Source organism: Streptomyces rapamycinicus NRRL 5491 (assembly GCF_024298965.1).
Classification (GTDB): Bacteria; Actinomycetota; Actinomycetes; order Streptomycetales; family Streptomycetaceae; genus Streptomyces; species Streptomyces rapamycinicus.
The window spans coordinates 5,213,484-5,234,655 of sequence record NZ_CP085193.1 but is presented as its reverse complement, the minus strand read 5'-3'; the positions used below and the strand labels follow the sequence as shown (position 1 = coordinate 5,234,655).

33 protein-coding genes and 2 pseudogenes are annotated in these 21,172 nt (G+C 67.7%); 33 read left to right on the top strand and 2 right to left on the bottom strand.

Translation table 11 applies throughout. From position 1 onward, the window contains the following. Positions 1-42 precede the first annotated feature (42 nt). Positions 43-237 (bottom strand): annotated as a pseudogene (locus tag LIV37_RS21750) (Uma2 family endonuclease); the annotation flags it as partial. Between the two features lie 1,193 nt (positions 238-1,430). Here LIV37_RS21750 and LIV37_RS21745 point away from each other — a divergent pair. Beyond that, positions 1,431-1,772 (top strand): annotated as a pseudogene (locus LIV37_RS21745) (Uma2 family endonuclease); the annotation flags it as partial. A gap of 3 nt (positions 1,773-1,775) precedes the next feature. Here LIV37_RS21745 and LIV37_RS21740 read toward each other — a convergent pair. After that, entirely contained in the window at positions 1,776-2,588 is an 813-nt protein-coding gene (locus LIV37_RS21740; protein WP_121824658.1) for a DUF3152 domain-containing protein, read from the bottom strand. Between the two features lie 607 nt (positions 2,589-3,195). Between LIV37_RS21740 and rpsJ the strand changes: the two genes are divergently transcribed. The 32 genes from rpsJ to truA all read left to right on the top strand — a co-directional run bounded on the left by rpsJ (position 3,196) and on the right by truA (position 21,006). Next, positions 3,196-3,504, top strand: coding sequence for a 30S ribosomal protein S10 (rpsJ, locus tag LIV37_RS21735; RefSeq protein WP_003948644.1), 309 nt, complete (start codon positions 3,196-3,198; stop codon positions 3,502-3,504). A gap of 13 nt (positions 3,505-3,517) precedes the next feature. After that, a complete protein-coding gene (rplC, locus tag LIV37_RS21730) occupies positions 3,518-4,162 on the top strand; it encodes a 50S ribosomal protein L3 (RefSeq protein ID WP_020869262.1) in 645 nt (214 codons plus the stop codon). 8 nt (positions 4,163-4,170) lie between these two features. After that, positions 4,171-4,824 carry a 50S ribosomal protein L4 gene (gene rplD, locus LIV37_RS21725; protein ID WP_020869261.1) on the top strand — a complete coding sequence of 218 codons (654 nt, stop codon included), beginning with the start codon at positions 4,171-4,173 and terminating at the stop codon, positions 4,822-4,824. Further along, positions 4,824-5,150, top strand: coding sequence for a 50S ribosomal protein L23 (gene rplW, locus LIV37_RS21720; protein WP_020869260.1), 327 nt, complete (start codon positions 4,824-4,826; stop codon positions 5,148-5,150). Before rplD ends, rplW begins: the two co-directional genes overlap by 1 nt. Positions 5,151-5,197: 47 nt before the next feature. Next, positions 5,198-6,034 (top strand): 50S ribosomal protein L2, encoded by an 837-nt coding sequence (gene rplB, locus LIV37_RS21715; RefSeq protein WP_020869259.1) that lies wholly within the window; start codon positions 5,198-5,200, stop codon positions 6,032-6,034. A gap of 12 nt (positions 6,035-6,046) precedes the next feature. Further along, entirely contained in the window at positions 6,047-6,328 is a 282-nt protein-coding gene (gene rpsS / locus LIV37_RS21710) for a 30S ribosomal protein S19 (RefSeq protein WP_020869258.1), read from the top strand. A gap of 40 nt (positions 6,329-6,368) precedes the next feature. After that, entirely contained in the window at positions 6,369-6,716 is a 348-nt protein-coding gene (gene rplV, locus LIV37_RS21705; protein ID WP_014054168.1) for a 50S ribosomal protein L22, read from the top strand. After that, entirely contained in the window at positions 6,716-7,549 is an 834-nt protein-coding gene (gene rpsC / locus LIV37_RS21700; RefSeq protein WP_020869256.1) for a 30S ribosomal protein S3, read from the top strand. Before rplV ends, rpsC begins: the two co-directional genes overlap by 1 nt. A gap of 4 nt (positions 7,550-7,553) precedes the next feature. Next, positions 7,554-7,973 (top strand): 50S ribosomal protein L16, encoded by a 420-nt coding sequence (rplP, locus tag LIV37_RS21695; RefSeq protein ID WP_014178774.1) that lies wholly within the window; start codon positions 7,554-7,556, stop codon positions 7,971-7,973. Continuing rightward, positions 7,973-8,197: a 50S ribosomal protein L29 gene (gene rpmC / locus LIV37_RS21690; RefSeq protein ID WP_009715874.1), complete on the top strand. Its 225-nt coding sequence runs from the start codon at positions 7,973-7,975 to the stop codon at positions 8,195-8,197. Before rplP ends, rpmC begins: the two co-directional genes overlap by 1 nt. After that, the gene (gene rpsQ / locus LIV37_RS21685) at positions 8,197-8,484 is read left to right on the top strand and encodes a 30S ribosomal protein S17 (protein ID WP_014054172.1); all 288 of its coding nucleotides are present in this window, start codon (positions 8,197-8,199) and stop codon (positions 8,482-8,484) included. The genes rpmC and rpsQ overlap by 1 nt, the downstream gene beginning before the upstream one ends. Positions 8,485-8,587: 103 nt before the next feature. Further along, positions 8,588-8,956, top strand: coding sequence for a 50S ribosomal protein L14 (rplN, locus tag LIV37_RS21680; RefSeq protein WP_003998823.1), 369 nt, complete (start codon positions 8,588-8,590; stop codon positions 8,954-8,956). Positions 8,957-8,959: 3 nt separating this feature from the next. Next, a complete protein-coding gene (gene rplX, locus LIV37_RS21675; RefSeq protein ID WP_014054173.1) occupies positions 8,960-9,283 on the top strand; it encodes a 50S ribosomal protein L24 in 324 nt (107 codons plus the stop codon). Continuing rightward, a complete protein-coding gene (gene rplE, locus LIV37_RS21670; protein WP_020869255.1) occupies positions 9,283-9,843 on the top strand; it encodes a 50S ribosomal protein L5 in 561 nt (186 codons plus the stop codon). Before rplX ends, rplE begins: the two co-directional genes overlap by 1 nt. Before the next feature lie 3 nt (positions 9,844-9,846). Further along, on the top strand, positions 9,847-10,032 hold the full coding sequence (locus LIV37_RS21665) for a type Z 30S ribosomal protein S14 (RefSeq protein WP_020869254.1): 186 nt from the start codon (positions 9,847-9,849) through the stop codon (positions 10,030-10,032). Positions 10,033-10,294: 262 nt separating this feature from the next. Beyond that, positions 10,295-10,693 (top strand): 30S ribosomal protein S8, encoded by a 399-nt coding sequence (rpsH, locus tag LIV37_RS21660; protein ID WP_020869253.1) that lies wholly within the window; start codon positions 10,295-10,297, stop codon positions 10,691-10,693. Between the two features lie 20 nt (positions 10,694-10,713). Beyond that, the gene (gene rplF, locus LIV37_RS21655) at positions 10,714-11,253 is read left to right on the top strand and encodes a 50S ribosomal protein L6 (protein WP_020869252.1); all 540 of its coding nucleotides are present in this window, start codon (positions 10,714-10,716) and stop codon (positions 11,251-11,253) included. Between the two features lie 3 nt (positions 11,254-11,256). After that, complete coding sequence (gene rplR / locus LIV37_RS21650) at positions 11,257-11,640, top strand: 50S ribosomal protein L18 (protein WP_020869251.1); 384 nt, start codon at positions 11,257-11,259, stop codon at positions 11,638-11,640. 43 nt (positions 11,641-11,683) lie between these two features. Further along, a complete protein-coding gene (rpsE, locus tag LIV37_RS21645) occupies positions 11,684-12,289 on the top strand; it encodes a 30S ribosomal protein S5 (protein WP_020869250.1) in 606 nt (201 codons plus the stop codon). Between the two features lie 2 nt (positions 12,290-12,291). Next, positions 12,292-12,474, top strand: coding sequence for a 50S ribosomal protein L30 (gene rpmD / locus LIV37_RS21640; protein ID WP_044571656.1), 183 nt, complete (start codon positions 12,292-12,294; stop codon positions 12,472-12,474). A gap of 1 nt (position 12,475) precedes the next feature. Next, entirely contained in the window at positions 12,476-12,931 is a 456-nt protein-coding gene (gene rplO / locus LIV37_RS21635; protein ID WP_020869248.1) for a 50S ribosomal protein L15, read from the top strand. Positions 12,932-13,135: 204 nt separating this feature from the next. Continuing rightward, on the top strand, positions 13,136-14,449 hold the full coding sequence (secY, locus tag LIV37_RS21630; RefSeq protein ID WP_020869246.1) for a preprotein translocase subunit SecY: 1,314 nt from the start codon (positions 13,136-13,138) through the stop codon (positions 14,447-14,449). Further along, complete coding sequence (locus tag LIV37_RS21625; RefSeq protein WP_020869245.1) at positions 14,449-15,105, top strand: adenylate kinase; 657 nt, start codon at positions 14,449-14,451, stop codon at positions 15,103-15,105. The genes secY and LIV37_RS21625 overlap by 1 nt, the downstream gene beginning before the upstream one ends. Positions 15,106-15,223: 118 nt before the next feature. After that, positions 15,224-16,060 carry a type I methionyl aminopeptidase gene (map, locus tag LIV37_RS21620; RefSeq protein ID WP_020869244.1) on the top strand — a complete coding sequence of 279 codons (837 nt, stop codon included), beginning with the start codon at positions 15,224-15,226 and terminating at the stop codon, positions 16,058-16,060. A 164-nt stretch (positions 16,061-16,224) separates the two neighbouring features. Continuing rightward, a complete protein-coding gene (infA, locus tag LIV37_RS21615) occupies positions 16,225-16,446 on the top strand; it encodes a translation initiation factor IF-1 (RefSeq protein WP_003956442.1) in 222 nt (73 codons plus the stop codon). Between the two features lie 28 nt (positions 16,447-16,474). Next, complete coding sequence (gene rpmJ / locus LIV37_RS21610) at positions 16,475-16,588, top strand: 50S ribosomal protein L36 (protein ID WP_003956441.1); 114 nt, start codon at positions 16,475-16,477, stop codon at positions 16,586-16,588. Positions 16,589-16,784: 196 nt separating this feature from the next. Then, positions 16,785-17,165 carry a 30S ribosomal protein S13 gene (gene rpsM / locus LIV37_RS21605; protein WP_020869243.1) on the top strand — a complete coding sequence of 127 codons (381 nt, stop codon included), beginning with the start codon at positions 16,785-16,787 and terminating at the stop codon, positions 17,163-17,165. A 66-nt stretch (positions 17,166-17,231) separates the two neighbouring features. Beyond that, complete coding sequence (gene rpsK, locus LIV37_RS21600) at positions 17,232-17,636, top strand: 30S ribosomal protein S11 (protein ID WP_009715860.1); 405 nt, start codon at positions 17,232-17,234, stop codon at positions 17,634-17,636. Positions 17,637-17,664: 28 nt separating this feature from the next. After that, on the top strand, positions 17,665-18,291 hold the full coding sequence (gene rpsD / locus LIV37_RS21595; RefSeq protein WP_020869242.1) for a 30S ribosomal protein S4: 627 nt from the start codon (positions 17,665-17,667) through the stop codon (positions 18,289-18,291). 105 nt (positions 18,292-18,396) lie between these two features. Next, positions 18,397-19,419 (top strand): DNA-directed RNA polymerase subunit alpha, encoded by a 1,023-nt coding sequence (locus tag LIV37_RS21590; RefSeq protein WP_009715858.1) that lies wholly within the window; start codon positions 18,397-18,399, stop codon positions 19,417-19,419. A 114-nt stretch (positions 19,420-19,533) separates the two neighbouring features. Continuing rightward, positions 19,534-20,055 (top strand): 50S ribosomal protein L17, encoded by a 522-nt coding sequence (gene rplQ / locus LIV37_RS21585; protein ID WP_020869241.1) that lies wholly within the window; start codon positions 19,534-19,536, stop codon positions 20,053-20,055. A gap of 84 nt (positions 20,056-20,139) precedes the next feature. After that, complete coding sequence (truA, locus tag LIV37_RS21580; RefSeq protein WP_020869240.1) at positions 20,140-21,006, top strand: tRNA pseudouridine(38-40) synthase TruA; 867 nt, start codon at positions 20,140-20,142, stop codon at positions 21,004-21,006. Positions 21,007-21,172 lie beyond the last annotated feature (166 nt).

Genomic DNA, 21,172 nt, shown 5'->3' with positions numbered 1-21,172 from the left:
CCCGGTCCGCCGCACCAGCATGCCTCCCGAGGGCGGTGCTCCCTATGTGTAGTGCGGCAGGTTCTCGGTCGAGACGGTCCACTCGCCGATCGTGATGTCCTCCCCGTAGACGAAGTCCTTTCGGGTCGCGTAGCGAGGACCGTGCGGGGTGCGGTGGATGTCGGACAGCACGGAGCCCTCGCCCGTTCGGGGATCGAAGATCACATACACGGGGATGCCGAGCTGTGGAGCTCGACGATGTCCCGCATCGACTGATAGCGGAGGGCGTCACGGTCAGCGTGATCCGGGGCGATCGTCATGGCGCTCGCTCCTCTCTCGGCCGGCGGCCGCGCCGGGCAACGGGAAGCCTGCAAAACCATGCTAGCGAGCCGGGCGGTTCGGGCTGGGGCCCTGGGCGAGCGGGGCCGGGGCCGGAGTGGGTGCCGGTGGCCGGGCGCGGGGTTCGTTTCGCGCCTTCGGCGCCATTGAGCAGCGGAGCAGGGAGTGGGGGCGCGGGCCGCGTCGCCGGGCGCCGGGCCGGTCGCAGCGGGTGCCGGTGGCGGCATCCGCGCCGGGGAGGGCGGGGCCGTCGCCGGACTGCCGGGGTGGGGGTACCCCTGGAAACTGTTTGATAAATTAGTTGCGTTAGATCAAGCGTTTTCGAGGGGGGTATCCGGAGGGGCCGCCCCGGATCCACCGGACTCCAGATCGGACGTCGCTCCCGCGTCGCCGAGCCGCCACGGCCTCAACACCCAACCGGCCCGGCAGTCGGCGGCGGCGCTCGCCCCCCATCCCCCGGACCCATGCTCACATGCGCCGAAGGCGCGAGACGGTGTCGTACTCGTACTCCGAGACGCACCTTGCTGGGCGATTCCTTCAGGCGGCGGTGGGCGTGTCCCCCTGCTCGGGTTCTTGGCAGTCCCGGCAGAGGCCGGGCTTCGGCGATGGGCGAGCAGGGCGGCCGGGTGACGCAGGTCGGGCGGGAGGTTCCCGCCCAGGGTGCGGCGTACGGCCTCGGGGGTGGTGCCCCGCTCCAGCCAGGTGGTGACGGCGGGGGCGAGGCGGCGCACGTCCCGCTTCGGCAGGAGTAAGCGGTCGTCGTCGCGGCGCAGCTCCGCGAGGAGTGACGTCGCGGCGCGGGAGTCCGGACCGGTACGGGCGCCGGGGGCGGCGGGGACTGGACGGGCGGTGCGGGCGGGACGGCGTCGGCCGGGGCTCCCCGGCGCGGCGGCGGGCGCGGGTGATCTCCGGGGCGTTGTACGAGAACGTCCGGGTGAGGATTCGCCCCTCGGGCGTACGCTCCCGGACCCGCTCGAGGTACCCGTGCTGCTCCAGCTCCCGCAGGGGTCCGCCAGTTCCTCGACGAGCAGGAGCCCGTGGCCGTTTTCGCCGGGGTCGCTCACGCCGTCTTTCGGGCGGACGCTCGGCAGCCGCTCCACGCGGGGGTCCCGCACGCCCCGGAGCCCGATCTTCTGGTGGTGCGCGCGGAGGCGGAGCAGAGTCGGCGGCAGACTCGGTACGAAGCGGCCGACGTGGTGCTCGCTGTGGAAGTCGTCTCGCCGGATTCCGAGGAGCGGGACCGCGAGACCAAGCCCCTCAAGTACGCCGCCGCGGGCATTCCCCACTTCTGGCTGGTCGAGATGGCGGGGGAGAACGATCGCCCGGCCGTGCACACCTATGAGCTGGACCCGGTGACCAACTCCTACACGAACACCGGCATCTATCACGAGCGGCTGAAGCTGACCGTCCCCTTCATGATCGACATCGACCTGACCCAGATCGATCACATGTAGTCGTCATGACACCGCCGGGCCCCCGATGTACCTGCCCTCCGCGTCGTAGGGCCACTCGTTCGCGACACAGCCCTTGAGCCCGTATATCTGCTGCATCATCACCGGCGCCCGTCTGTCCTTCCCGGGGCAGGTCTCGTGGCCGTGGCCGATGCGGTGGCCGACCTCGTGGTTGATGATCAGCGCCCGGTAGCCGCCGATGGGGCCGGAGAACTCCGGTGAGCCGGTGTTCCAGCGTTTGAGGTTCACCATGATCTGGCTGCCGGCGTCGCAGTTGACCTCGCCATGGGTGTCCAGGCCCACGGCGCCGCAGATCTCGTCGACCGTGTCCGGGGTGGCGATCTTCACCTCGAAGTCGGAGGGGCCGTCGGCGACCAGCTGGAAGGAGTGCTCGCCGTCGTTGGTCCAGCCGCGCTTGTCGGCGAGGATTGCCGAGATTTCGGCCGCGGCCCGCTTCGCGTTGATGCCGGTGCCCTTCTCCACCATGACCTTGAACCGCCGCGGATCGCTTCCCTTGCCGATCACCGCGCCGGAGGACCGCGCGGTGTCGAACTCGCCGGTCGCGGTGGTGGGGGAGCCCGGGCGAGGGGGTCTGGAGGTGGCCGAGATGGCGTCGGGCGGCGGGGCCGCCGGGGCCGTGGCGCGGGCCGCGCCCTTACCGCCGCCGTCGCCGCGTAACGCGAACACGACCCCGGCGATCAGGGCCGCACCGGCGGCCAGTGCCACCACCACGTTCCGGGGGCGGGCGCTCCGGGTGGTGCGCCCCCGTCGTCTCGGTGGTGAGGTGGATGGGCCGGGGGCCTGCGCGGTGGAGGTCATGGGGGCGCTTCCAGGGGGTGTCAGCGGGGCGGGTGAATCGGCCGCGTGCGCATGCCGCGTGAGCCGTCGGTGCTCCGGAGTGCGAGTGTGTCGTGTGTTCCCCTGGAGAGACGTGTGGGGAGGGTGACCGGTTGGGGCTTGTGCCCCTGTTGCGCGCGGGGTCACATTGGACAGCACAGTCGCACGTGCCACTGTGCCGCCCCCCCCGGTGCGCGCCGAGTTTGAAGTGCGCCCCGCGCGGGGTACGCTTCCGGGCCCCTGATTGGCGTCCGGAGCAGCCGCTATGGCACACTGACCAGGTTGCTCGGTTGAGTGCCGATGCTGCGCGCCTCCCGCCGGGAGGACCGGAAGCGAGTCCCACAGTACTCGTCGCCCCTGATCAGGGGCGGAAGTACGGGAATCTTCCGGGAAGCGTCAGCGGGGCCCCAGCCAGGCGCCCGGTGGGTGAATTTCTCCCCCAGCAACCCCCTTCATCAGGGATCTCCGTGCGGAGATTTACGGGAGGGGTTGCGACACGCCCGACCGCGTGGGTCGGGAGTGAGGTGGAGGAGGACACGAACGCCATCGGGTCCCAGAGCGTTACGAGAGACAGGACTACGAAGTAGCCATGGCGGGACAGAAGATCCGCATCCGGCTCAAGGCTTACGACCACGAGGTCATCGACTCCTCGGCGAAGAAGATCGTCGAGACGGTGACCCGGACTGGTGCGTCGGTCGCGGGCCCGGTGCCGCTGCCCACAGAGAAGAACGTGTACTGCGTCATCAAGTCGCCGCACAAGTACAAGGACTCGCGCGAGCACTTCGAGATGCGTACGCACAAGCGCCTCATCGACATCCTCGACCCCACGCCGAAGACGGTTGACTCGCTGATGCGTCTCGACCTGCCGGCCGGCGTCGACATCGAGATCAAGCTCTGAGGTGACGCGCGAGATGGCTAAGCAGATCAAGGGCGTCCTGGGCGAGAAGCTCGGCATGACGCAGGTGTGGGACGAGAACAACCGCGTCGTCCCGGTCACCGTCGTCAAGGCCGGTCCCTGCGTCGTGACCCAGGTCCGCACCGATGACGCGGACGGCTACAGCGCCGTCCAGATCGCCTTCGGCGAGATCGACCCGCGCAAGGTGAACAAGCCGCTCAAGGGCCACTTCGCCAAGGCGGATGTGACCCCGCGCCGCCACCTGGTGGAGCTGCGTACCGCCGACGCCGGTGAGTACACGCTCGGCCAGGAGGTCACGGCCGAGGTGTTCGAGTCCGGTGTCAAGGTCGACGTGACCGGCACCAGCAAGGGCAAGGGCACCGCCGGTGTCATGAAGCGCCACGGCTTCGGCGGCCTCGGCGCCGGCCACGGCACCCAGCGCAAGCACCGCTCGCCGGGCTCCATCGGTGGCTGCGCCACCCCGGGCCGCGTGTTCAAGGGCCTGCGCATGGCCGGCCGCATGGGCAATGAGCGGGTCACCACCCAGAACCTGACCGTCCACGCCGTTGACGCGGAGAAGGGTCTGCTCCTGATCAAGGGAGCGGTTCCTGGTCCGAACGGCGGCCTCGTCCTGGTCCGTACCGCGGCCAAGGGGGCCTGAGGTAACCGATGAGCACCATTGACATCCTTTCGCCGGCAGGCGACAAGGCCGGGTCCGTCGAGCTCCCCGCGGAGATCTTCGACGCGCAGGTCAGCGTTCCGCTGATCCACCAGGTCGTCGTCGCCCAGCTGGCCGCTGCCCGACAGGGCACGCACAAGACCAAGACCCGTGGTGAGGTCCGCGGCGGTGGCAAGAAGCCGTACCGCCAGAAGGGCACCGGCCGCGCGCGCCAGGGTTCGACCCGCGCGCCGCAGTTCGCCGGCGGTGGCGTCGTGCACGGCCCCGTGCCGCGCGACTACAGCCAGCGCACCCCGAAGAAGATGAAGGCCGCCGCGCTGCGCGGCGCCCTCTCCGACCGGGCGCGTCACGAGCGCATTCACGTCGTGACCGGCGTGGTCGACGGTGAGATCTCCACCAAGGCCGCGAAGACCCTGCTGGGCAGGATCAGTGAGCGCAAGAACGTGCTCCTGATCGCCGAGCGGAGCGACGAGGCCGCGTGGCTGTCCGCCCGCAACCTGCCCCAGGTGCACATCCTGGAGCCGGGCCAGCTGAACACGTACGACGTGCTCGTCTCCGACGACGTGGTCTTCACCAAGGCCGCCTTCGAGTCCTTCGTGGCTGGTCCCAAGGCCGCTGAGAAGACCGAAGGGAGCGCCGCCTGATGAGTGAGGCGACCGCTGTCACCAGCAAGACCTTCACCGACCCCCGCGACGTCCTCGTCAAGCCGGTGGTCTCGGAGAAGAGCTACGCGCTGCTGGACGAGAACAAGTACACGTTCATCGTCGACCCGCGCGCGAACAAGACCCAGATCAAGCAGGCCGTCGAGGCGGTCTTCTCGGTCAAGGTCACCGGGGTCAACACGATCAACCGGCAGGGCAAGCGCAAGCGCACCCGCACCGGCTACGGCAAGCGCAAGGACACCAAGCGCGCCATCGTGACCCTCGCCGAGGGCGACCGCATCGACATCTTCGGCGGCCCGGTCTCCTAACGGGGATCGGAACGTCCAGAAGTCCGGAATCTTCCGAGGACTGAGAAATGGGTATCCGCAAGTACAAGCCGACGACCCCGGGCCGTCGTGGCTCCAGCGTCGCCGACTTCGTCGAGATCACGCGGTCCACGCCGGAGAAGTCGCTGGTCCGCCCGCTGCACAGCAAGGGTGGTCGTAACAACGCCGGCCGCATCACGGTCCGCCACCAGGGTGGCGGTCACAAGCGTGCGTACCGCGTGATCGACTTCCGCCGTCACGACAAGGACGGCGTCCCGGCGAAGGTCGCGCACATCGAATACGACCCCAACCGCACCGCGCGCATCGCGCTGCTGCACTACGCCGACGGCGAGAAGCGCTACATCCTCGCGCCGCGCGGCCTGACGCAGGGCGACCGGATCGAGAACGGCCCCGGCGCCGACATCAAGCCCGGTAACAACCTCGCGCTGCGCAACATCCCGGTTGGTACCACGCTCCACGCCATCGAGCTGCGGCCCGGTGGCGGCGCGAAGTTCGCCCGCTCCGCGGGTGCCTCCGTGCAGCTGCTGGCGAAGGAGGGCTCCATGGCCCACCTGCGCATGCCGTCCGGTGAGATCCGCCTGGTCGACGTCCGCTGCCGCGCCACCGTCGGCGAGGTCGGCAACGCCGAGCAGTCGAACATCAACTGGGGCAAGGCCGGCCGCATGCGCTGGAAGGGCGTCCGCCCGACCGTTCGTGGTGTGGTCATGAACCCCGTCGACCACCCGCACGGTGGTGGTGAGGGCAAGACCTCCGGTGGTCGCCACCCGGTCTCGCCGTGGGGTCAGAAGGAGGGCCGTACGCGCTCGCCGAAGAAGGCCAGCAACAAGTACATCGTCCGCCGCCGCAAGACGAACAAGAAGCGCTAGGAGCGGGTTTAGATGCCGCGCAGTCTCAAGAAGGGGCCCTTCGTCGACGACCACCTGATCAAGAAGGTGGACACGCAGAACGAAGCAGGCACCAAGAACGTCATCAAGACCTGGTCCCGCCGCTCGATGATCGTCCCGGCCATGCTCGGCCACACGATCGCGGTGCACGACGGCCGCAAGCACGTCCCGGTGTTCGTCACCGAGTCGATGGTCGGCCACAAGCTCGGCGAGTTCGCGCCGACCCGCACCTTCCGCGGCCATGAGAAGGACGACCGCAAGTCGCGTCGTCGCTGATCAGCGGAAAAGACTCATGACAGACACTGAAGGGACAACCATGGAAGCCAGGGCCCAGGCGCGGTACATCCGCGTCACGCCCATGAAGGCCCGCCGCGTGGTGGACCTCATCCGTGGCATGAGTGCCACGGAGGCCCAGGCGGTCCTGCGTTTCGCCCCGCAGGCCGCGAGCGTGCCGGTCGGCAAGGTGCTGGACAGCGCCATCGCCAACGCCGCGCACAACTACGACCACACCGACGCCGACAGCCTCGTCATCTCCGAGGCGTACGTCGACGAGGGCCCGACTCTGAAGCGGTTCCGTCCGCGCGCCCAGGGCCGCGCCTACCGGATCCGCAAGCGGACCAGCCACATCACCGTGGTCGTCAGCAGCAAGGAAGGAACCCGGTAATGGGCCAGAAGGTAAACCCGCACGGGTTCCGGCTCGGCATCACCACCGACTTCAAGTCGCGTTGGTACGCCGACAAGCTGTACAAGGACTACGTCAAGGAAGACGTCGCCATCCGCCGGATGATGACGAAGGGCATGGAGCGCGCCGGTATCTCCAAGGTGGAGATCGAGCGCACCCGTGACCGCGTCCGCGTCGACATCCACACCGCCCGGCCGGGCATCGTCATCGGCCGCCGCGGCGCGGAGGCCGACCGTATCCGCGGCGAGCTGGAGAAGCTCACCGGCAAGCAGGTGCAGCTCAACATCCTCGAGGTGAAGAACCCCGAGGTGGACGCTCAGCTGGTGGCCCAGGCCGTCGCCGAGCAGCTCTCCTCCCGCGTCTCCTTCCGTCGTGCGATGCGCAAGTCGATGCAGAGCTCGATGAAGGCCGGTGCCAAGGGCATCAAGATCCAGTGTGGTGGCCGTCTCGGCGGCGCCGAGATGTCCCGCTCGGAGTTCTACCGCGAGGGCCGCGTGCCCCTGCACACGCTCCGCGCGAACGTCGACTACGGCTTCTTCGAGGCCAAGACCACCTTCGGCCGCATCGGCGTCAAGGTGTGGATCTACAAGGGCGACGTGAAGAACATCGCCGAGGTCCGCGCCGAGAACGCGGCCGCCCGCGCCGGCAACCGCCCGTCGCGTGGTGGCAGCGACCGCCCGCAGCGCCGTGGTGGCGAGCGCGGTGGCCGTGGCCGTAAGCCGCAGCAGTCCGCCGCGCCCACCACCGAGGCCGGCAAGGCCGAGGCGCCCGCCGCGGCGGCGGCCGAGCCCAGCGCAGCCGGAAAGGAGAGCTGACCCCATGCTGATCCCTCGCAGGGTCAAGCACCGCAAGCAGCACCACCCCAAGCGGTCCGGCATGGCCAAGGGCGGTACGGAGCTGGCGTTCGGCGAGTACGGCATCCAGGCCGTCACCCCGGCGTACGTCACCAACCGTCAGATCGAGGCCGCTCGTATCGCGATGACCCGCCACATCAAGCGTGGCGGCAAGGTCTGGATCAACATCTACCCGGACCGTCCGCTGACGAAGAAGCCTGCGGAGACCCGCATGGGTTCCGGTAAGGGCTCGCCGGAGTGGTGGATCGCGAACGTCAAGCCCGGTCGGGTGATGTTCGAGCTGTCCTACCCGAACGAGAAGACTGCGCGTGAGGCGCTCACCCGCGCTGCTCACAAGCTCCCGATGAAGTGCCGGATCGTTCGGCGCGAGGCAGGTGAGTCGTGATGGCGGCCGGTACCAAGGCGTCCGAGCTGCGTGAGCTGAACAACGAGGACCTCGTTGGCAAGCTGCGTGAGGCCAAGGAAGAGCTGTTCAACCTCCGCTTCCAGGCGGCGACCGGACAGCTCGAGAACCACGGCCGGCTGAAGGCCGTCCGGAAGGACATCGCCCGGATCTACACCCTGATGCGGGAGCGCGAGCTCGGCATCGAGACGGTGGAGAGCGCCTGATGAGCGAGACGAATGTGACTGAGAACGCAACGCAGAACCGCGGCTTCCGCAAGACCCGTGAGGGTCTGGTCGTCAGCGACAAGATGGACAAGACCGTCGTCGTCGCAGTCGAGGACCGCGTCAAGCACGCGCTGTACGGCAAGGTCATCCGCCGTACCAACAAGCTCAAGGCGCACGACGAGCAGAACGCCGCGGGTGTCGGCGACCGCGTCCTCCTGATGGAGACCCGGCCGCTGTCCGCGACCAAGCGCTGGCGCGTCGTCGAGATCCTCGAGAAGGCCAAGTAATTCTTCCTGCGGGCAATAGTCCGCAGGACAGTTCCGCCAGGCTCGGCAGGGGCTGGATATATCCAGCCCCTGCCGGGAACCGGCAGACGATCAGGAGATAGACGTGATCCAGCAGGAGTCGCGACTGCGCGTCGCCGACAACACGGGCGCGAAGGAGATCCTTTGCATCCGTGTTCTCGGTGGCTCCGGTCGCCGCTACGCGGGCATCGGTGACGTCATCGTCGCCACCGTCAAGGACGCGATCCCCGGTGGCAACGTGAAGAAGGGTGACGTCGTCAAGGCGGTCATCGTGCGCACCGTGAAGGAGCGCCGCCGCCCGGACGGTTCGTACATCCGCTTCGACGAGAACGCGGCCGTCATCCTCAAGAACGATGGCGACCCCCGCGGCACCCGTATCTTCGGCCCGGTGGGCCGTGAGCTGCGCGAGAAGAAGTTCATGAAGATCATCTCGCTCGCGCCGGAGGTGCTGTAACCGATGAAGATCAAGAAGGGCGACCTGGTCCAGGTCATCACCGGTAAGGACAAGGGCAAGCAGGGCAAGGTCATCGCGGCCTTCCCGCGCGAGGACCGGGTCCTGGTCGAGGGTGTCAACCGGGTCAAGAAGCACACCAAGGCCGGACAGACCGCTCGTGGTTCGAAGACCGGCGGCATCGTGACGACCGAGGCCCCGATCCACGTGAGCAATGTGCAGCTCGTGGTGGAGAAGGACGGAAACAAGGTCGTCACCCGCGTCGGATACCGCTTCGACGACGAGGGCAACAAGATCCGCGTTGCCAAGCGGACCGGTGAGGACATCTGATGACTGCCACCACCACTGCACCGCGCCTCAAGGCGCGCTACCGCGAAGAGATCCAGGGCAAGCTGCAGGAGCAGTTCTCCTACGAGAACGTCATGCAGATCCCGGGTCTGACCAAGGTCGTGGTCAACATGGGTGTGGGCGACGCCGCCCGCGACTCCAAGCTGATCGAGGGCGCCATCCGCGACCTCGCCACGATCACCGGCCAGAAGCCCGCCGTCACCAAGGCCCGTAAGTCCATCGCGCAGTTCAAGCTGCGTGAGGGCCAGCCGATCGGCGCCCACGTCACCCTCCGCGGTGACCGCATGTGGGAGTTCCTGGACCGCCTGGTGTCGCTCGCGCTTCCGCGCATCCGCGACTTCCGCGGTCTGTCGCCGAAGCAGTTCGACGGCCGGGGCAACTACACCTTCGGTCTCACGGAGCAGGTCATGTTCCACGAGATCGACCAGGACAAGATCGACCGCGTCCGGGGTATGGACATCACCGTGGTGACCACGGCGACCAACGACGAAGAGGGCCGCGCCCTGCTGCGTCACCTCGGCTTCCCGTTCAAGGAGGCGTGAGCCGTGGCGAAGAAGGCTCTCATTGCCAAGGCCGGCCGCAAGCCCAAGTTCGGCGTGCGTGGTTACACGCGCTGCCAGCGCTGCGGACGTCCGCACTCCGTGTACCGCAAGTTCGGCCTGTGCCGCGTGTGCCTCCGTGAGATGGCTCACCGTGGCGAGCTGCCGGGCGTGACCAAGAGCTCCTGGTAATCAACCCACCCGTCTCCCGCCACCGCCCTCAACGGACGCCCTGGCGGGCGAAAGATGGAATTTTGGGTTGATACCGGGCTCTCGGTAAGCAAATGGATGGCGAGGCCCGCCCTTCCGCTCCCGTAGAGTAGAAGGGTTGGGCGCTCGCCGCCCAGAATCCTTACTACGCCGTAGGTCCCCGCGCCGCACCCGTGCCCGCCACTGAGCGGGTGAGAGGGATGGCGCATACAGGAAACCCCGGCGAGAGAGGCCGAAGGCCATCATGACCATGACCGATCCGATCGCAGACATGCTGACGCGTCTGCGAAACGCGAACTCGGCGTACCACGACTCCGTCGAGATGCCCCACAGCAAGATCAAGTCGCATATCGCGGAGATCCTCCAGCAGGAGGGCTACATCACCGGCTGGAAGGTCGAGGACGCCGAGGTCGGCAAGAGCCTCACCCTCGAGCTGAAGTTCGGCCCCAACCGCGAGCGCTCGATCGCCGGCATCAAGCGGATCTCGAAGCCGGGTCTGCGGGTCTACGCAAAGTCCACCAACCTGCCGAAGGTGCTCGGCGGCCTGGGCGTGGCGATCATCTCCACGTCGCACGGGCTCCTCACCGACAAGCAGGCCGGCAAGAAGGGCGTGGGTGGGGAAGTCCTCGCCTACGTCTGGTAACCAGGGAACGGAGGAAGCACATGTCGCGCATTGGCAAGCTGCCCATCCAGGTTCCCGCTGGTGTGGACGTCACCATCGATGGCCGCACGGTCGCCGTGAAGGGTCCCAAGGGCTCTCTCTCGCACACCGTCGCCGCGCCGATCGAGGTCGCCAAGGGTGAGGACAACGCCCTCGTTGTCACCCGCCCGAACGACGAGCGTCAGAACAAGGCCCTGCACGGCCTGTCGCGCACGCTGGTGGCGAACATGATCACCGGCGTGACCCAGGGCTACAGCAAGGCGCTCGAGATCAGCGGTGTCGGTTACCGCGTCCAGGCCAAGGGCTCCAACCTGGAGTTCTCCCTGGGCTACAGCCACCCGATCCTGGTCGAGGCACCGGAGGGCATCACCTTCAAGGTGGAGTCCCCGACCAAGCTGAGCGTCGAGGGCATCGACAAGCAGAAGGTCGGCGAGGTCGCCGCGAACATCCGCAAGCTGCGCAAGCCCGACCCGTACAAGGCCAAGGGCGTGAAGTACGCGGGCGAGGTCATCCGCCGCAAGGTCGGAAAGGCTGGTAAGTAAGCCATGGCATACGGTGTGAAGATTGCCAAGGGCAACGCTCGCAAGGCCGCTGCCGTCAAGCGGCGTCACATCCGCGTCCGCAAGCGGGTCTCCGGTACGCCGGTCCGCCCCCGCCTCGTGGTGACGCGGTCCAACCGTCACATGGTGGCGCAGGTCATCGACGACATCGCGGGCCACACCCTGGCCTCGGCGTCGACGCTGGACAGCTCCATCCGGGCGGCCGAGGGCGACAAGAGCGCCCAGGCGCAGCAGGTCGGCGCCCTGGTGGCCGAGCGGGCGAAGGCCGCGGGCATCGAGGCCGTCGTGTTCGACCGCGGTGGTAACAAGTACGCCGGGCGCATCGCCGCTCTGGCGGACGCCGCCCGCGAGGCCGGGCTGAAGTTCTGAGCCCCGGTTCCAACGCAAAGCGGAAACGAGAGAGGTAAATCCAATGGCTGGACCCCAGCGCCGCGGTGGCGGCGCCGGTGGCGGCGAGCGGCGGGACCGGAAGGACCGGCGGGACGGTGGCGCTGCCGCCGAGAAGACCGCTTACGTCGAGCGTGTTGTCGCGATCAACCGCGTCGCCAAGGTTGTGAAGGGTGGTCGTCGCTTCAGCTTCACCGCGCTGGTCGTGGTGGGCGACGGTGACGGCACCGTGGGTGTCGGTTACGGCAAGGCCAAGGAGGTGCCGGCCGCGATCGCCAAGGGCGTGGAGGAGGCCAAGAAGCACTTCTTCAAGGTCCCCCGGATCGCCGGCACCATTCCGCACCCGATCCAGGGTGAGGAGGCCGCGGGTGTCGTGCTGCTGAAGCCGGCGTCCCCCGGTACCGGTGTGATCGCCGGTGGCCCGGTGCGCGCCGTGCTGGAGTGCGCGGGCATCCACGACGTGCTGAGCAAGTCGCTCGGCTCCTCGAACCCGATCAACATCGTGCACGCCACGGTGGCCGCTCTGCGGGGCCTTCAGCGCCCCGAGGAGATCGCCGCCCGCCGTGGTCTGCCGCTCGAGGACGTCGCTCCCGCCGCTCTGCTGCGGGCGCGTGCCGGGGTGGGTGTGTGAGCATGGCCCGCCTCAAGATCACGCAGACGAAGTCGTACATCGGCAGCAAGCAGAACCACCGCGACACTCTGCGTTCGCTCGGGCTGAAGAGGCTCGGCGACGTGGTCGTCAAGGAGGACCGCCCCGAGTTCCGCGGCATGGCGCAGACCGTGCGGCACCTCGTGACGGTCGAGGAGGTCGACTGACATGGCGGAGAACAACCCGCTGAAGGTCCACAACCTCCGGCCCGCCCCGGGCGCCAAGACCGCCAAGACCCGTGTCGGTCGTGGTGAGGCGTCCAAGGGTAAGACCGCTGGTCGTGGCACCAAGGGCACCAAGGCCCGCTACCAGGTTCCGGAGCGCTTCGAGGGTGGGCAGATGCCCCTCCACATGCGGCTCCCGAAGCTCAAGGGCTTCAAGAACCCCTTCCGCACCGAGTACCAGGTCGTGAACCTGGACCGGCTGGCCGCGCTCTACCCCGAGGGTGGCGAGGTCACGGTGGCCGACCTGGTCGCCAAGGGTGCGGTTCGCAAGAACCAGCTCGTCAAGGTGCTGGGCTCCGGTGAGGTCTCCGTGGCGCTCCAGGTGACGGTCGACGCCGTCTCCGGCTCCGCCAAGGAGAAGATCACCGCCGCCGGTGGCACCGTCACCGAGCTCGTCTGAGCACGGTGCGTTTCTGACCGGGGGTGCCCCAGATACGGGGCATCCCCGGTTGGTCGTTCCAAGCGGGGCCGGGTCGCCGGTAAGGTGGCTGGCGTTGTTACCTTCCGCGCGGTACGTCTCCGCGCGGGTCCTGGCTGATAAGTATCCGTCGATCCTCAAGACCGTCACCTCTCGCGAAGCGACGCGGGGGGCGCAGGAGGCACCGTGCTCACCGCGTTCGCCCGGGCGTTCAAGACGCCCGACCTGCGCAAGAAGCTGCTGTTCACGCTGGGCATCATCGTGCTCTTCCGGCTCGGGCAACATATCCCGATCCCGGGCATCGACTACAAGAACGTCCAGACGTGCATGGACCTCGCCAAGGGCCAGCAGGGGCTGTTCGGCCTGGTCAACATGTTCAGTGGTGGCGCACTGCTCCAGATCACCATCTTCGCGCTAGGGATCATGCCGTACATCACGGCGAGCATCATCCTGCAGCTGCTGACCGTGGTGATCCCGCGCCTCGAGGCCCTCAAGAAGGAGGGCCAGGCCGGTCAAGGAAAGATCACGCAGTACACCCGCTATCTGACCATCGCGCTGGCCATCCTCCAGGGCACCGGCCTGGTGGCCACCGCCCGCAGCGGCTCGCTCTTCCAGAGCTGCCCGGTCGGCGGTCAGATCGTACGGGACGACTCGATCTTCACCACCGCCGTGATGGTCATCACGATGACCGCGGGCACCGCGCTGATCATGTGGCTCGGTGAACTGGTCACCGACCGCGGCATCGGCAACGGCATGTCGATCCTGATGTTCGTCTCCATCGCCGCCGGATTCCCGAGCGCGATGTGGAGCATCAAGCAGCAGGGCAAGATCATGGACGGCTGGCTGGAGTTCGGCCTGGTGATCCTCTGCGGTCTGGCCATGGTCGGCCTGGTGGTCTTCGTCGAGCAGGCCCAGCGCCGGATCCCCGTGCAATACGCCAAACGCATGATCGGCCGTCGCAGTTACGGCGGTACGTCCACCTACATCCCGATGAAGGTGAACCAGGCGGGTGTGATCCCCGTGATCTTCGCCTCATCGCTGCTGTACATCCCGGCGCTGATCGTCCAGTTCTCGAATTCGAAGGCCGGCTGGGCGACCTGGATCTCGCAGAACTTCGTCAAGGGCGACCACCCGATCTACATCGCCACGTACTTCCTGCTGATCGTCTTCTTCGCATTCTTCTATGTCGCCATCAGCTTCAACCCCGAAGAAGTTGCCGACAACATGAAGAAGTATGGTGGGTTCATCCCGGGTATCCGGGCTGGTCGTCCCACCGCGGAGTATCTGAGCTACGTGCTGAACCGCATCACGTGGCCCGGTGCGCTCTATCTGGGCTTGATCGCCCTGGTGCCCACGGTGGCGCTGGTGACGCTCAATGCCAATCAGAACTTCCCGTTCGGCGGCACGAGCATCCTGATCATCGTGGGTGTCGGCCTGGAGACTGTGAAGCAGATCGAGAGCCAGCTTCAGCAGCGACACTACGAAGGGTTCCTCCGCTGATGCGAATCGTCCTCGTCGGGCCTCCGGGAGCCGGCAAGGGTACGCAGGCCGCGTACCTCGCCGAGAAGCTGTCGATCCCGCATATCTCCACCGGCGACCTGTTCCGCGCGAACATCAGCCAGGGCACCCCCCTCGGCAAGCAGGCGCAGGAGTACATGCGGGCCGGACAGCTGGTACCGGACGAGGTCACCATCGGCATGGCGGAGGACCGGCTGGACCAGGAGGACGCACAGCCGGGCTTCCTGCTGGACGGATTCCCGAGGAACCAGATCCAGGCCGAGGCCCTGGACACCTACCTGGGGCAGCGCGGTGTCTCGCTGGACGCGGTGCTGGACCTGGAGGTCCCCGAGTCCGAGGTGATCAAGCGCATCGCGGGCCGTCGTACCTGCCGCAACGACAGCTCGCACACCTTCCACGTGGAGTACAAGCCGCCGAAGGCCCAGAGCGTGTGCGACGTCTGCGGCGGCGAGCTGTACCAGCGCGAGGACGACAGCGAGGAAACGGTCCGCAAGCGCCTCGAGGTCTACCACCGGGAGACCGAGCCGATCATCGACTACTACAAGGCCAAGGGCCTGGTCGTGACGATCTCGGCGCTGGGCAAGGTGTCCGAGGTCACCCAGCGGGCGATGGACGCCCTGGCCGCCAAGGCAGCCTGACGGCCGCGAGAACCCATACGGAACGGCCGCGGCGCCCGGCACGGGCGCCGCGGCCGTATCGTTGAGCAGATACGTCACAGCACGGACCGCACCAGAGACCGATCCCGGAAGGCCCCCAATGGTGGAGATCAAGACTCCCGAGCAGATCGCGAAGATGCGTGAGGCGGGACTGGTCGTCGCCGCCATTCACGAGGCGACCCGGGCGGCGGCCGTCCCCGGCGCCAGCACCAAGGACCTGGACGACGTCGCCCGTAAGGTCATCGCCGACCACGGCGCCAAGTCGAACTTCCTGGGGTACGGCGGCTTCCCCGCCACCATCTGCACCTCGGTGAACGACATCGTGGTGCACGGCATCCCGGACCGGGAGACCGTCCTCAGGGACGGCGACATCATCTCCATCGACGCGGGCGCGATCGTGGACGGCTGGCACGGCGACGCCGCCTTCACCGCCTTCGTGGGCACCGGTCACGCCCCGGAGCTGTACGAGCTCAGCCGGGTCACCGAGGAGTCGATGTGGGCCGGGATCGCGGCGGTCCGCAAGGGCAACCGGCTGGTCGACATCTCCAAGGCGATCGAGGGCTACATCCGCCGCCAGCCCCGCCCGGCCTCCGGCAAGTACGGGATCATCGAGGACTACGGCGGCCACGGCATCGGCACCCAGATGCACATGGACCCGCATCTGCTGAACTACGTCTCCAAGAAGCGCGGCAAGGGCCCCCGGCTGGTCTCCGGCTTCTGCATCGCGATCGAGCCCATGGTGAGCCTGGGCACCGCGAAGACGCATGTGCTGGCCGACGACTGGACGGTCAAGACGGACGACGGCACCTGGTCCAGCCACTGGGAGCACTCGGTCGCGCTGACCGAGGAGGGCCCGCTGGTGCTGACCGCCGTGGACGGCGGCAAGGCCAAGCTGGCCGAGCTGGGCGTGGAGACCGCGCCCGACCCGCTGGCTTGACGATCTCCGTCTGACGATCTCCGTGGGCATAAAGATCTCAAAATCGGGGCATGATGCCCCGGATTCGTGTTTCGGGATGCCCTGACGTAGACTGACACGTCGGCTCTCGCATGCCCTCCCGCATGTTGCGAGCCGATCAAGGTAGCCGATCCCGAAAGCAGGACATGGCCAAGAAGCAAGGCGCCATCGAAATCGAGGGCACCGTGATCGAGTCTCTGCCGAACGCGATGTTCAAGGTGGAGCTTCAGAACGGTCACAAGGTCCTCGCGCACATCAGCGGCAAGATGCGTATGCACTACATCCGCATCCTGCCCGATGACCGGGTGGTCGTGGAGCTGTCTCCGTACGACCTCACGCGCGGACGGATCGTCTACCGCTACAAGTAGATCTCACGACCCGGAGAACCTCACACCCATGAAGGTCAAGCCGAGCGTCAAGAAGATCTGCGACAAGTGCAAGGTGATCCGCCGCCACGGCCGGGTCATGGTCATTTGCGACAACCTGCGCCACAAGCAGCGCCAGGGCTGACGCACACCGGCCGAAATCCTGCACCACTCGCAGTATCTTCGCGCGACGTCATAACTTTTCGTACATACGCAGTCACCCGTTCCCGCCTGGCGGGGACGACACCCCCGGTCGGAGGCCGGGGACCCGGGAGCCGTCCCGTACGGCGGCCGGGAGTGGTGCTGCGGAAGACCTCCGACAACCATCTGGAGCCAGATTCATGGCACGCCTCGCAGGCGTTGATCTCCCGCGCGACAAGCGCGTAGAGGTCGCCCTCACCTACGTCTTCGGCATCGGTCGCACCCTTGCCCAGCAGACGCTCGCCAGCACCGGTGTGAGCCCGGACACCCGCGTTCGCGACCTGGGCGAAGAGGACCTGGTCAAGATCCGCGAGTACGTGGACAACAACATCAAGACCGAGGGTGACCTCCGTCGCGAGATCCAGGCCGACATCCGTCGCAAGGTCGAGATCGGCTGCTACCAGGGTCTGCGTCACCGCCGCGGCCTTCCGGTCCACGGCCAGCGCACGTCGACCAACGCCCGCACCCGCAAGGGCCCGCGTCGCGCGATCGCCGGCAAGAAGAAGCCGGGCAAGAAGTAGTCCGCACCGGACGCTGACAAGCGGTCCGAGCTGTAGGACCGACCACCTCCACGGGAGATTTCGAGAATGCCTCCGAAGAGCAGGACGGCCGGCGCCAAGAAGGTGCGCCGCAAGGAAAAGAAGAACGTCGCCCACGGGCACGCTCACATCAAGAGCACGTTCAACAACACCATCGTTTCGATCACGGACCCGACCGGGAACGTGATCTCTTGGGCCTCGGCCGGCCACGTCGGCTTCAAGGGCTCGCGCAAGTCCACTCCGTTCGCCGCGCAGATGGCCGCCGAGTCGGCCGCCCGCCGCGCGCAGGAGCACGGCATGCGCAAGGTCGACGTGTTCGTCAAGGGTCCTGGCTCCGGCCGTGAGACCGCGATCCGCTCGCTCCAGGCCACCGGCCTGGAGGTGGGTTCGATCCAGGACGTCACCCCGACTCCGCACAACGGATGCCGCCCGCCCAAGCGTCGGCGTGTCTGACCGGCTGAAGTAGGAGACAACAGAAACAATGGCGCGTTACACCGGGGCCGACTGCAAGCGTTGCCGTCGGGAGAAGCAGAAGCTCTTCCTCAAGGGGAGCAAGTGCGAGAGCGCGAAGTGCCCGATCGAGATCCGTCCTTACCCCCCGGGTGAGCACGGTCGCGGGCGCACCAAGGACAGCGAGTACCTGCTGCAGCTCCGTGAGAAGCAGAAGGCGACCCGCATCTACGGAGTCCTTGAGAAGCAGTTCCGTGGTTACTACGCGGAGGCGAACAAGAAGACCGGCAAGACCGGTGAGAACCTTCTTCGCATCCTCGAGACCCGGCTGGACAACGTGGTTTACCGGGCCGGCTTCGCCAAGTCCCGCGACCACGCCCGTCAGCTGGTCCGCCACGGTCACTTCACCGTGAACGGCGTCAAGACCGACATTCCGTCGGCTCGGGTCACCGTGAACGACATCGTCGAGGTTCGTCCGAAGTCCCGGACCATGACCCCCTTCCAGGTGGCTCAGGCCGAGGCGGGCGACCGCACGGTGCCGGCGTGGCTGGAGGCCATTCCGTCGCAGCTGCGGATCCTCGTGCACTCGATGCCCGAGCGCCAGGTGATCGACACCCAGGTGCAGGAGCAGCTGATCGTCGAGCTCTACTCCAAGTAGTAGCCAAGACGATACGGGCGGTACGGAGCCGTTTGGCACGTACCGCCCGTACCATTGAAGGGTTCGGCGTCAAATAGCGGGCGCCGGAGACTGGAGGCAAAACCCATGCTGATCGCTCAGCGTCCCTCGTTGACCGAAGAGGTCGTCGACGAGTTCCGCTCCCGGTTCGTGATCGAGCCGCTGGAGCCGGGCTTCGGCTACACCCTCGGAAACTCCCTGCGTCGTACGCTCCTCTCCTCGATCCCCGGTGCGGCCGTGACCAGCATCCGGATCGACGGGGTCCTGCACGAGTTCACCACCGTGCCGGGCGTCAAGGAGGACGTCACCGACCTGATCCTCAACATCAAGCAGCTGGTCGTCTCCTCGGAGCACGACGAGCCGGTCGTGATGTACCTGCGCAAGCAGGGCCCGGGTCTGGTCACCGCCGCCGACATCGCGCCGCCGGCCGGTGTCGAGGTGCACAACCCCGACCTGGTCCTGGCTACGCTGAACGGCAAGGGCAAGCTGGAGATGGAGCTGACCGTCGAGCGCGGTCGCGGCTATGTCTCCGCCGTGCAGAACAAGCAGGTCGGCCAGGAGATCGGCCGGATCCCGGTCGACTCGATCTACTCGCCGGTGCTCAAGGTCACCTACAAGGTCGAGGCGACCCGTGTCGAGCAGCGCACCGACTTCGACAAGCTGATCGTCGACGTCGAGACCAAGCAGGCCATGCGGCCGCGTGACGCCATGGCGTCGGCCGGTAAGACCCTGGTCGAGCTGTTCGGCCTGGCCCGCGAGCTGAACGTGGACGCCGAGGGCATCGACATGGGCCCGTCCCCGACGGACGCCGCCCTCGCCGCCGATCTGGCGCTGCCGATCGAGGAGCTCGAGCTCACCGTCCGTTCGTACAACTGCCTCAAGCGCGAGGGCATCCACTCCGTGGGTGAGCTCGTGGCGCGGTCCGAGGCGGACCTGCTCGACATCCGGAACTTCGGCGCCAAGTCGATCGACGAGGTCAAGGCGAAGCTGGCCGGTATGGGCCTGGCGCTCAAGGACAGCCCGCCCGGATTCGACCCGACCGCCGCGGCGGACGCGTTCGGCGCGGACGACGACGCGGACGCCGGTTTCGTGGAGACCGAGCAGTACTAGAACCTGCTGGTCCGCTGTGGCTGAGGTCTTGTCCTCAATCGCCGGACGGGCTGGATTTTGTTCACTGACACCGGTACCTCATACGGCCGGTGCAGACATCGAGGAGATTGACCAATGCCGAAGCCCACCAAGGGCGCCCGTCTGGGCGGCAGCGCCGCGCACGAGCGGCTCCTGCTGGCGAACCTCGCCACCGCGCTGTTCGAGCACGGCCGGATCACCACCACCGAGGCGAAGGCCCGCCGCCTGCGCCCGGTCGCGGAGAAGCTGGTCACCAAGGCGAAGAAGGGCGACCTTCACAACCGCCGTCTGGTGCTCCAGACCATCCGCGACAAGAGCGTCGTGCACACCCTCTTCACCGAGATCGGGCCGCGCTACGAGAACCGGCCGGGTGGCTACACCCGCATCACCAAGATCGGTAACCGCCGTGGCGACAACGCCCCGATGGCGGTCATCGAGCTGGTCGAGGCGCTGACCGTGCAGCAGGAGGCGGTCGGCGAGGCCGAGGCCGCCACCCAGCGCACCGCCAAGGACGCTGCCGGTGACCAGGCCGTCGCGGACCTCAAGAAGGAGACCCCGGCCGCCGAGGCCGCCGAGGCTCCGGCCGAGGCCGAGGCCGAGGAGTCGAAGGACGCCTGAGGCGTTCGACGGCTTTCGTCGTACGGACGGGCCCGCCCCCAGATCCTGGGAGCGGGCCCGTTCCGCATGGAGAGGAACGGTTGGGTGAGTGACGAGGCGGCGCCCGGTTTCGTACGGGTCCGGCTGGATCTGAGTTACGACGGCAAGGACTTCTCGGGCTGGGCCAAGCAGCGCGAGCGGCGCACCGTACAGGGCGAGCTGGAGAGCGCGCTGCGGACGGTGACGCGCTCCGCGGAGACCTTCGAGCTGACCGTCGCGGGCCGCACCGACGCGGGGGTCCACGCCCGCGGCCAGGTGGTGCACGTGGATCTGCCCGAGGCGCTGTGGGCCGAGCACCGGGACAGGCTGCTGCGGCGGCTGGCCGGGCGGCTGCCCCATGACGTACGGGTCTGGCGGGTCGCCGAGGCCCCGTACGGGTTCAACGCCCGCTTCTCCGCGATCTGGCGGCGCTACGCCTACCGGGTCACCGACCACCCCGGCGGGGTCGACCCGCTGCTGCGCGGCCATGTGCTGTGGCACGACTGGCCGCTGGACGTGGACGCCATGAACGCGGCCTCGACACGGCTCCTGGGCGAGCACGACTTCGCCGCGTACTGCAAGAAGCGCGACGGCGCCACCACCATCCGCACCCTCCAGCGGCTGGACTGGCTGCGCGGGGCGGACGGCGTGATCACGGCCACGGTGCGGGCGGACGCCTTCTGCCACAACATGGTGCGCTCGCTGGTGGGCGCGCTGCTCTTCGTCGGCGACGGACACCGCCCGCCGGACTGGCCCGCCAGGGTGCTCTCCGCCGGGCTGCGCGACTCCGCCGTCCATGTCGTACGCCCCCACGGTCTGACCCTGGAAGAGGTCGGCTACCCGGCCGACGGCCAACTCGCGGCCCGTAACCGCGAGTCCCGCAACAAGCGGTCCCTGCCGGGCGCGACGGCGATCGGTTCCGGCTGCTGCTGAGGCCTGGCTGGGTGTGGTCGGGCGATCACGGGGTACTCGCCACGCGCATCGTGTGCGTACGGCGGAGGCGAGAACAGGTCACGGCGGGGCGGCGATCGGCATGATGCGGCTTCCGGGGCCCCCGGAAGATCGATAAAATTTGCCAACCGACAACGGTCGCCGACCG